Origin of the sequence: Actinomadura hibisca NBRC 15177, from assembly GCF_001552635.1 — a bacterium.
GTDB lineage: Bacteria > Actinomycetota > Actinomycetes > Streptosporangiales > Streptosporangiaceae > Spirillospora > Spirillospora hibisca.
In genome coordinates, this window is record NZ_BCRO01000083.1 from 35853 (window position 1) to 43809 (window position 7957).

Here is a 7957-nt window from a genome sequence, read left to right on the forward strand (position 1 = left end):
CGCGCGAGGCTGCCGTGACGCAAGAAACGGGTGTGCACGATGCCGGGATCTGCCCCGAAAGTGAGGCTTGGAACACGCCGACCGGATAAAGCCCTTCGATCCCGGCCCGTCATGCCGTACGGTCCGGTTATGGGCTCGCCGTTGGTGCTGGTGGACGTTGATGGCGTCCTGAACCCCTTTGAACGTCCGACCCGCGGCTTCCGCAGGCACCGGTGCTCGCCCAACGGGATCACCTTCCGGCTGTGGCTCAACTCCGGGCACGGCCCGATGTTGCGGGAGCTGGCCGAGGAGACCGGGGCCGAACTCGCCTGGGCCAGCTACTGGTGCGACAACGCCAACGAGTGGATCGCGCCCCGCGTCGGGCTGCCGCAGCTGCCGTTCGTGCCGATCCCCCGCTTCCCGGGCTACGAGGAGGGCGGCACGCTGGGCTCCTGGAAGGCCCGGCACGTGGCGTCCTGGGTCGCGGGGCGGCCGTTCGTCTGGTTCGAGGACGAGCCGGACGCCACCGACTGCATCGCCGCCGAGGAGGGCGTGGGCGACCACCTGCTGGTGTCCACCGACCCGATGGTGGGGCTGACCGAGCAGGACGTCGAGCGCGCCGCCGGATGGTTGCGCTCCCTGGACCGCTAGCCCGCGCGACGGGTCACATTCGTCCAAGACCGCCCCCGGCCCCCGCTCCTAGCGTCGTCCTCGTACCGAGCACACCGCTCCGGAGGAGGCCGACCATGACGCGATCACCCCTGCTGGACCTCGCCTACGGCTACATGCCCGCCCAGATCGTCTACGCCGCCGCCGAGCTGGGCCTCGCCGACGCCCTGGCCGACGGGCCGCGCTCCAGCGCCGAGCTGGCCGCCGGGACCGGGACGCACGCGCCGTCCCTGCTGCGGCTGCTGCGCGCCCTGACCGTCCTCGGCGTGACCGAGCAGCACGGCCCGGACCTGTTCGCGCTCGCCCCGGCGGGCCAGGACCTGCGCCGCGGCGTGCCCGGCTCGGTCCGCAACCTGGTCCTGCTGTTCTGCGGCCCGGACGTCTGGCGCACCTGGGGCGACCTGATGGGCACGCTGCGCACCGGCGAGTACGCCTGGGAGCGCGTCACCGGCATGACGCCCTTCGAGTTCTTCGCCCGCGACCAGGAGCTGTCGGCCACCTTCAACGCGGCGATGGCCGAGCACACCCGCGCCGTCGCGCCCGCCGTGATCGAGGCCGCCGACCTCGGCCGCTTCGGCACGGTCGCCGACCTCGGCGGGGGAGACGGCACCCTGCTGGCGGCGGTCCTGCGGGCCGTCCCGGGCGCGCGCGGCGTGCTGTTCGACCTCCCGCCCGCGCTGGAGAGCGCCAAGGACACCCTGGGCGACCTCGCCGACCGCTGCGAGATCGTGCCTGGCGACTTCTTCGCCGAGGTCCCGTCCGGGGCCGACGCCTACCTGCTCAAGAGCGTGATCCACGACTGGGACGACGAGCGGACCGCCGCGATCCTGCGCTCCTGCCGCGCCGCGATGCGCCCCGAGGCGCGGCTGCTGCTGGTGGAGACGTTGATGCCGCCCGTGGTCACCGCCGAGCACCGGGGCGTCGCGATGGGCGACCTCAACATGCTCGTGGCCACCGGCGGCCGGGAGCGCACCGAGGCCGAGTTCCGCGAGCTGCTCACCGCCGCCGGGTTCGCCACGGTCTCGGTGTCGGAGCCGCTGCCGCCGTCGGGATACCGCGTCCTGGAGGCCGCACCGGCCTGAGCCGCCCCGACGTCAGGGGACACTTACGTCCGGGCGGGCGCGACCGGCAGGATGGAACCGAACACGCACCTGACGAAGGAGTGGTCGATGGGTTCTCTCTCGGGTCGCCTCGCGCTGGTCACCGGCGGCAGCCGCGGCATCGGCCGGGCCGTCGCCGTGGCGCTGGCCGAAGACGGGGCCGAGGTCGCGGTGGCCTACCGGCGCGACGACGACGCCGCGGCCAAGACCGTCGCGGCGATCGAGGCCGCCGGGTCCCGGGGACACGCCTACCGGGCGTCGGTCGACGACCTGGACGCCTGCCGCGACCTGGCCGCGCGCGTCGAGGCCGAGCACGGCCGCCTGGACGTCCTGGTGCACAGCGCCGGGATCGCCAGCCGCGGCCACTCGGTCGCCGACACCGACCCCGCCGAGCTGACCCGGGTGCTGGGCGTGCACGCCCTCGGCCCGCACCACCTCACCCAGGCGCTGCTGCCGCTGCTGCGGCGGGCCGAGCGCAGCGACGTCGTCTTCGTCTCCAGCGTGATCACCGGGATCTACCCGCCGTTCAGCGGCCCCTACGCCATGGGCAAGGCCGCGATGGAGGCCCTGGCGCACACCCTGGCCAAGGAGGAGCGCGGCCACGGCATGCACGTCAACATCGTCGCGCCCGGCCTGGTGGACACCGACATGGGGCAGCGCCTGGTGCGCGCCACCCTGGGTGTGGACGACATCCGCCGGCAGGACGCGGCGTCCCCCTACGGGCACGTGTGCTCGCCCGAGGAGGTCGCCGACGTGGTCCGGTTCCTGGTGTCCGACGCCGCCTCCTACGTCACCGACCAGCGCGTGGTGGTGGACGGCGGCACGTTCTGACGGCTTGGCGTCAGCGGTCTAGCGGCGCGTCCAGTCCGGCTGGACGAAGTCGGCGACCCGGACCGGCCGGTCCAGCAGCACCACCTCCCGGAACTGCCACAGCATGGCCCCCGTGGGAGCGTGCACGACCCAGTCCGGGCCCAGCCGCATCTGCAACAACCGGCCGCCGTCGAGCTGCGGCACCCACCGCGGGGTCTCGTCGGCGGCCAGCCGCGCCAGCGAGACGGGGTGCACCGAGTGCACCTCGTCCGGGCTCGGCCGCAGCGGTCCCGGGTCGGCCGGGGCCGCCACCACCGGAGTGATCGCGAATCCGGAGGCGGCCGGGAAGTCGTCCAGCACCCCCAGCACCTCGTCGGGCCGGACCCGCAACCCCAGCTCCTCCTCCAGCTCGCGCAGCGCGGCCTGCTCCGGCGTCTCGCCAGGCTCGGCCCGCCCGCCCGGCAGCCCCCACTGGCCCGCGTTCCGGCCCCGGTAGGCCCGCTTGATCAGCAGCACCGACGGCGCGTCCCCGTCGTGCACCACGCACACCACCACCCCGGCGCGGCGCATCCCGGGGGAGTCGGGGACGGTGGTGCGCCGGAACGCGGCCAGCCGCGCCGCCGCCGTCGCGCGGAAGGCCGCCGGATCGTGCAGGGGGTCGGTCATGGCCAGATCATCCCAGACGCCGCCTGTCGCTTTTCTTCAAGAACCCTGGGACCTGCTGGAATACCGTCGTGACATGGACATTCGCACTGTGCTGCCAGCCGCCGCCGAAGCGGCCATAGAAATCGTGCACGGCATTCCGGCCGACAAGCTGGACGCGCCGACGCCCTGCCCGGACTGGGACGTGCGCGCCGCCTTCAACCACCTGATGTTCTGGACCCGGCGCGGCGAGTGCGCCGCCGCCAAGCAGGCCCCCGACGACGTGCCGGAGGAGCACGACTTCACCGCCGAGGCCGGCTGGGCCGACCGGTTCGCCGAGCAGGCCCGCCGCACCGTCAAGGCGTGGTCCGACCCGGCGGCGTGGGAGGGGGACACCAGCCTGACCGGATCCTCCCCGGGCATGCCCGCCACGGTCATCGGCGGCATGATCTTCGGCGAGTTCGTCGTCCACGGCTGGGACCTGGCCGCCGCCACCGGGCAGCGCGCCGGGTTCCCCGAGGACGTCGTCCGGGCCGCCTACGAGGGCACCGCCGCGATCGCCGAGATGGCGCGCCAGTACGAGGCGTTCGGCGCGGAGGTCCCGGTGCCCGCCGACGCCCCGCTGCTGGACCGGACGCTGGGCCTGGCGGGCCGCGACCCGCACTGGACGCCCTGATCCGGACCCCTGACGGCCCGCGCGGGTCCCGGCCCGAGCGGGGGCCCGCGCGCTCTAGGCTTGAGGGCATGTCTACCTCGTCTTCGATCCGTGTACGTTTCGCGCCGTCCCCCACCGGGATGTTCCACGTGGGCGGCGCCCGCTCCGCCCTGTTCAACTGGGCGATGGCCGCGCAGTCGGGCGGCACGCTCGTCCTGCGGATCGAGGACACCGACGCCTCCCGCAACAGCCCCGAGTGGACCGAGGGCATCATCCGGGCGCTGGCGTGGCTCGGCATGGACGGCGGCCAGTACGAGGGCCCCTACTTCCAGTCGGCCAACGCCGACAAGCACGCCGCGGCCGCCGCGACCCTGCGCGAGCAGGGCCGCGCCTACTACTGCGACTGCGCCCGCGAGGACGTCACCGCCCGCACCGGCGACCAGCACCGGGGCTACGACGGGCACTGCCGCGACCGCGGCCTGGGCCCCGGACCGGGCCGGGCGCTGCGCTTCCGCACCCCCGACGAGGGCCAGACCGTCGTGGTGGACCTGCTGCGCGGCAAGCCGACGTTCGAGAACGCGGCGCTGGAGGACTTCGTCATCGCCCGCGCCGACGGCTCGGTGACCTTCCTGCTGGCCAACGCGGTCGACGACATGAGCCAGGGCATCACCCACGTGGTGCGCGGCGAGGAGCACCTGTCCAACGCCCCCAAGCAGCAGTTGTTGTGGGAGGCGCTGGGCGGCGCCGCGCCGGTCTGGGCGCACGTCCCGGTGATCGTCAACGAGAAGCGGCAGAAGCTCTCCAAACGCCGCGACAAGGTCGCGCTGGAGGACTACCGGGCCGAGGGCTACCTCGCCGAGGCCATGCGCAACTACCTGATGCTGCTGGGCTGGGCGCCGTCGGACGACCGCGAGATCCTGCCCTGGGACGTGATGGTCGCCGAGTTCCGCATCGAGGACGTCAACACCTCCCCGGCCTTCTTCGACGTCAAGAAGCTGCGCGCGATCAACGGCGACTACATCCGGATGTTGCCGGTCGAGAAGTTCGTCGCCGAGTGCCTGCCGTTCCTGGAGGCGGCCCCGTTCGAGGTGGACATGGCCGTCTTCAACGAGCTGGCGCCGCTGGCGCAGACCCGGGTGGCGCTGCTGTCGGAGATCGTGCCGATGGTGGACTTCGCGTTCCTGCCCGAGCCGGACTTCGACGAGCAGTCCTGGACCAAGGCCATGAAGGAGCCCGCCGCCGACATCCTGGCCGCCGCCGAGGACGCCTACCGCGACGCGCCCTGGAACGCCGAGGAGCTCAAGAACCGCCTGGAGGCGGTCGGGGCCGAGCGCGGCCTGAAGCTCGGCAAGACCCAGGCCCCGGTGCGCGTGGCCGTCACCGGCCGCACCGTCGGCCTGCCGCTGTTCGAGTCGCTGGAGATCCTGGGCCGCGAGCGCACCCTGGAGCGCATGGCCGCCGCCCGCGCCAAGCTGACCTCCTGACCCGCCGCCCTACCGGAAGGTGATCGCCCCGGGGTAGTGGCCGGACGCGCACACGAAGCGCATCCGGCCCGGCCCCGGGGTGCCCAGGTCGATCCGGGTCTCGCCGGTCACCGGCAGGATCACGTCCAGGCCGCGGCCCGGGACCGTGAACCCCCGCGTGTGGCCCCGGGTGCCCTGGGTGCGCAGCACTAGCACCGTGCGGACCCCGGCGCGGGCGTCCACGAGCGCGGGCCGGTAGCCCCGGTCCAGCGCCCACACCGTCACCACCTGAGTCCCGGCCGCGTCGGTCGTGACGAACCGCCCGGCGTCGGCGGCGGCGCGCGCGCCGCCGCCGTCCGGCAGCCAGCCGCCCAGCCGCAACCCCGACACCAGCGTCCAGGCCGCGACCGCCAGCAGGCCCACGCCCAGCAGGGCGGTGAGGCGGCCGCGCAGCAGCGCCATCGTCCGGCCCAGCGTCACCCCGAGCAGCCCGAACAGCGGCACGGTGCCCAGCACGAACCCGGCCATCACCGCCGCGCCGCCCACCGGCGACCGCGAGGCGACCGCCAGCAGCTCGGCCGACAACGTCAGCCCGCACGGCACCAGCACCGTAGCCGCCCCCAACACCGCAGGCCGCCGGAACCGCGCCGCACCGGACGCGGAGGGCCGCCGGAACCGCGCCGCCCCCGCCGCACAATGATCACCGAGCCCGCCGTCCACCGCGACGTCCGCTTCCCCCGGCGTCACGGGCCGCCGGACCCGCTCCGTCTCCGCCGCACAATGACCATCGGGCCCGCCGTCCACCGCGACGTTCGCTTCGTCCAGCGTCCCCGCCGCCTGACGAGCAAGACCATCGCCCGCCTCTTTGTCTTTGTCCGCCTTCTCGCTCGTTCCAGCGGCCGTCCCGGCGTGCCTCGCGGGGGAGCGGCCCCGGCCGAGCAGCCGACGGGCCGGGCCGAAGCCCAGCAGGTCCAGCGCGAACAGCGCCAGCACCGCCGCCGCCGCCCCCAGCAGCGCGCCGCGCGCCTGCGGCCCCGGCTGCACCACGCCGCCCGCCAGGCCCAGCAGCGCGCCCAGCGCCGCATGCGTCACCAGCTTGGCCGTCAGGAACGCCGTCACCGGCCCGGACGCGCGGTGTGCGCCCCGTACCGCGCCGGTCAGCAACCCCAGCTGGACGGCGGCGCAGGTCGTGCCGCCCGCCAGCAGCCCGGCTCCCGCGCCCGACAGGAACAGTGCGGCGGTGTCCAATGGCCCCACCTCCGCAGCGGGACCGTCCCCACGCCCGCTCCCGGCCAAGCCACCCCGGCAGTGACCTGTACGTCACCATCCGTCACAGGCAACAGTGCCCGCCGGGCCATGGACAGGCGGGCCGGACTACTCCTCGGCCTGGTCCGGGGACTCCCCGGCGCCGCTCCCACCCTCGTCCGCGCCCTCCGGGACGTCCTGGGCCGGGCCCTCCTCGCCGGTGAGCGCCGCGCGCAGGTCGGCGACGTGCCGGTCGAGCAGTTCCAGCTCGGCCCGCAGCCCGGCCGGAGCCTTCTTGCCGACCGCCTCCAACTGCTCCTCCACCGCCGCCAGCCGCGCGGTGACGTCGGCCGACCGCGTCGCGGCCCCGCCGTCCTCCGCCGGACGCACCTGCAACAGGGCCGCCTGCTCGCGCAGCAGCGCGGCCTGCTCACGCAGCAGCGTCGTCTGGTCGCGCAGCTGCTTGTTCTTGTTGTGCAGCTCCACGAACACCGACACCTTGGCGCGCAGCACCCACGGGTCGAACGGCTTGGAGATGAAGTCCACCGCCCCGGCCGCGTACCCCCGGAAGGCGTAGTCGGGGTCGCTGTTGACCGCCGTCAGGAAGATGATCGGCAGGTCGCGGGTCTTCTTGCGGCGCTTGATGTCGCGCGCGGTCTCGAACCCGTCCATGCCGGGCATGACGACGTCCAGCAGGATGACCGCGTACTCGTCGGTGAGCAGCGCCTTCAGCGCCTCCTCGCCGGACCGCGCCCGCACCAGGTCCTGGTCGAGCGAGCTGAGGATGGCCTCCAGCGCGATGAGGTTCTCCTCGCGGTCGTCCACGAGCAGGATCTTCGCCTTGTCGTCCACGCGTGCCTCTCCCCGCTCCCTGTCAGCGTGCCCTGTCACCGTGCACGGAGGGACGCAGCCAGTTGCGCATGACGTCCAGCAGGTGGTCCACGTCCACCGGCTTGGGCACGTAGTCCGACGCGCCGGACGCCAGGCTCTTCTCCCGGTCCCCCTTCATGACCTTGGCGGTGATCACGATGATCGGCAACTCGGCGAACTGCGGCATGTCGCGGATCGCCGCGGTGGTGGCGTAGCCGTCCAGGCCCGGCATCATCACGTCCATCAGCACCAGCGCCACGTCGGGGTTGCGGTGCAGCAGGTCGATCCCGGCCTGCCCGTCCTCGGCGTACAGCACCTCCATGCCGTAGCCCTCCAGCACGCTGGTGAGCGCGAACACGTTGCGCACGTCGTCGTCGACGATCAGCACCTTGCGGCCCGACAGGGCGGTGTCCAGGAAGTCGGCCGGCGGCTCGGCCAGCACCCCGGTCAGCGCGGGCTCGCCGTCGCCGGGCCGGTCGGCGGCCGCCGCCGGCTGCTCGGCGGGCGCCGCCGCGCCGTCCTGC

Annotated in this window: 9 protein-coding genes; 5 read left to right on the forward strand and 4 right to left on the reverse strand. The window is 74.0% G+C overall.

Annotation, left to right across the window (positions count from 1 at the left end; all coding sequences use genetic code 11):
• Positions 1-129: 129 nt before the first annotated feature.
• From AH6_RS33010 to AH6_RS33020, 3 genes are all read left to right on the forward strand, one after another.
• On the forward strand, positions 130-630 hold the full coding sequence (locus tag AH6_RS33010; protein WP_067488050.1) for an HAD domain-containing protein: 501 nt from the start codon (positions 130-132) through the stop codon (positions 628-630).
• A 95-nt stretch (positions 631-725) separates the two neighbouring features.
• Positions 726-1730 carry a methyltransferase gene (locus AH6_RS33015; RefSeq protein WP_067488052.1) on the forward strand — a complete coding sequence of 335 codons (1005 nt, stop codon included), beginning with the start codon at positions 726-728 and terminating at the stop codon, positions 1728-1730.
• A gap of 87 nt (positions 1731-1817) precedes the next feature.
• Positions 1818-2579 carry an SDR family NAD(P)-dependent oxidoreductase gene (locus AH6_RS33020; protein WP_067488054.1) on the forward strand — a complete coding sequence of 254 codons (762 nt, stop codon included), beginning with the start codon at positions 1818-1820 and terminating at the stop codon, positions 2577-2579.
• A gap of 18 nt (positions 2580-2597) precedes the next feature.
• Here AH6_RS33020 and AH6_RS33025 read toward each other — a convergent pair whose 3' ends face one another.
• Positions 2598-3224 (reverse strand): NUDIX hydrolase, encoded by a 627-nt coding sequence (locus AH6_RS33025; protein WP_067488056.1) that lies wholly within the window; start codon positions 3222-3224, stop codon positions 2598-2600.
• Between the two features lie 73 nt (positions 3225-3297).
• Between AH6_RS33025 and AH6_RS33030 the strand changes: the two genes are divergently transcribed.
• Positions 3298-3876, forward strand: a complete 579-nt coding sequence (locus tag AH6_RS33030) for a TIGR03086 family metal-binding protein (protein ID WP_067488058.1) — start codon at positions 3298-3300, stop codon at positions 3874-3876.
• Between the two features lie 68 nt (positions 3877-3944).
• Entirely contained in the window at positions 3945-5339 is a 1395-nt protein-coding gene (gene gltX / locus AH6_RS33035) for a glutamate--tRNA ligase (RefSeq protein ID WP_083983720.1), read from the forward strand.
• A gap of 9 nt (positions 5340-5348) precedes the next feature.
• Here the strand turns inward: gltX and AH6_RS33040 are convergent, their stop codons facing one another.
• From AH6_RS33040 to AH6_RS33050, 3 genes are all read right to left on the reverse strand, one after another.
• Positions 5349-6566: an urease accessory protein UreH domain-containing protein gene (locus AH6_RS33040; RefSeq protein WP_067488062.1), complete on the reverse strand. Its 1218-nt coding sequence runs from the start codon at positions 6564-6566 to the stop codon at positions 5349-5351.
• A 126-nt stretch (positions 6567-6692) separates the two neighbouring features.
• On the reverse strand, positions 6693-7415 hold the full coding sequence (locus AH6_RS33045; protein WP_067488064.1) for a response regulator: 723 nt from the start codon (positions 7413-7415) through the stop codon (positions 6693-6695).
• A 22-nt stretch (positions 7416-7437) separates the two neighbouring features.
• A partial coding sequence (locus AH6_RS33050; RefSeq protein WP_245679571.1) for a response regulator occupies positions 7438-7957 on the reverse strand: 520 nt, incomplete at its 5' end.